The organism is Isoptericola sp. NPDC060257 (assembly GCF_042726645.1).
GTDB classification, from domain to species: domain Bacteria; phylum Actinomycetota; class Actinomycetes; order Actinomycetales; family Cellulomonadaceae; genus Isoptericola; species Isoptericola nanjingensis.
In genome coordinates, this window is record NZ_JBHXAW010000462.1 from 1 (window position 1) to 1,839 (window position 1,839).

Annotated in this window: 1 protein-coding gene and 1 pseudogene; both read left to right on the forward strand. The window is 76.8% G+C overall.

The window, feature by feature from the left end; all coding sequences use genetic code 11:
* Positions 1-919, forward strand: a pseudogene (gene carB, locus ACFWEK_RS21300) (carbamoyl phosphate synthase large subunit); the annotation flags it as partial.
* Between the two features lie 11 nt (positions 920-930).
* Positions 931-1,803: an orotidine-5'-phosphate decarboxylase gene (pyrF, locus tag ACFWEK_RS21305; protein WP_430555338.1), complete on the forward strand. Its 873-nt coding sequence runs from the start codon at positions 931-933 to the stop codon at positions 1,801-1,803.
* Positions 1,804-1,839: the final 36 nt, after the last annotated feature.

The window sequence follows — 1,839 nt, forward strand, 5'->3', positions numbered from 1 at the left end:
GGCCGAGATCGAGCGCATCCGCCGCTCCACCGAGGCGATCGCCAAGGGGGTCGGCGTGCGCGGCCTGCTCAACGTGCAGTACGCGCTCGTCTCGGACGTCCTGTACGTGCTCGAGGCGAACCCGCGCGCGTCGCGCACCGTCCCCTTCGTGTCCAAGGCGACGGGCACCTCGATGTCCAAGGCGGCGGCCCGGGTGATGGTCGGCGAGTCGATCGCCGAGCTGCGCGCGGCCGGCGTCCTGCCCGCCGAGGGCGACGGCGGCACGCTCGACCTCGGGGCGCCGCTGGCGGTCAAGGAGGCCGTGCTGCCGTTCAAGCGGTTCCGGACCGCCGAGGGCCAGGTCGTCGACACGGTGCTCGGTCCGGAGATGCGCTCCACCGGCGAGGTCATGGGCTTCGACAAGGACTTCCCGCACGCCTTCGCGAAGTCGCAGGCCGCCGCGTTCGGCGGGCTGCCCACCACGGGCCGCGTGTTCGTGTCGGTCGCCGACCGCGACAAGCGCTCGATCATCTTCCCGGTGAAGCGGCTCGCGGAGCTGGGCTTCGAGGTGCTCGCCACCTCCGGCACGGCGCAGGTGCTGCGGCGCAACGGCATCGGCAGCACGGTGGTGCGCAAGTTCTCCGAGGGCCGCGGTGCCGACGGCGAGCCGACGATCGTCGACCTCATCAGCGACGGCAGCGTCGACCTCGTGGTCAACTCGCCGTCCGGCCAGGGCGCGCGCGCCGACGGCTACGAGATCCGCGCCGCGACGACGGCGGCGGACAAGCCGATGATCACCACGGTGGACCAGCTCGCCGCGGCGGTGCAGGGCATCGAGGCGGTCCGCGGCGGCCCGTTCGACGTCGCGAGCCTCCAGGAGCACACGACGGCGACGCGGGAGCGGCTCGGCGCCGCGGTGACGGCGGGGGCGTCGGCGTGAGCGCCGCGCCCATGCCCCGTGCCTCCTCGGCGCCCTTCGGCGCGCGGCTCGCCGCGGCGATGGACGCCCACGGGCCGCTGTGCGTGGGCATCGACCCGCACGCGTCGCTGCTCGCGGCCTGGGGGCTGGGCGACGACGCCGCCGGGGTCCGCGAGTTCGGCCTGCGGGTCGTGGACGCGCTCGGCGGGCGGGTCGCGGCCTTCAAGCCGCAGGCCGCGTTCTTCGAGCGGCACGGCTCGGCCGGGGTCGCCGCGCTGGAGGACGTGATCGCCGCGTCCCGGGCCGTCGGCACGCTGACGATCGTCGACGCCAAGCGCGGCGACATCGGCTCGACGATGGGCGCCTACGCCGACGCGTTCCTCGCGGACGGCTCGCCCCTCGCCGGCGACGCCGTGACGGTGTCGCCGTACCTGGGCTTCGGCTCGCTGGCCCCGGCCGCCGAGCTGGCCGCCCGCACCGGGCGCGGCATCTTCGTGCTGTGCCTCACCTCCAACAAGGAGGGGCACGAGGTGCAGCACGCCGTCGGGCCCGACGGCGTGAGCGTCGCGGCGTCGGTCGCCGCCCAGGCGGCCGTGCTGAACGCGGGGGCCGTCGCCGAGGGGCGGCCGATGGGCTCGGTCGGGCTCGTCGTCGGCGCCACGGTCGGCGACGCCGCCCGCGAGACCGGCACGGACCTCGTGGCCGTGCACGGGCCGCTGCTCGCGCCCGGCGTGGGTGCCCAGGGCGCGGGGGAGCGGGAGCTCGCCTCGGCCTTCGGGGACGCGCGGCGACAGGTGCTCGCCTCGTCGTCCCGCGGCGTCCTCGCGGCGGGGCCCGACGCCGAGGGGCTGCGGGCGGCCGCCGCGTCCGCGGTGGCGGACGCGCGGGCCGCGCTGCGTCCCTGACGCCGGTCGTCCGGACGACGGGCCCGCCCCTCACGC

What these genes read in the sequence shown, in the direction of transcription:
- pyrF (WP_430555338.1), top strand. Translation starts at nt 931, where the DNA reads ATGCCCCGTGCCTCCTCGGCGCCCTTCGGCGCGCGGCTCGCCGCGGCG.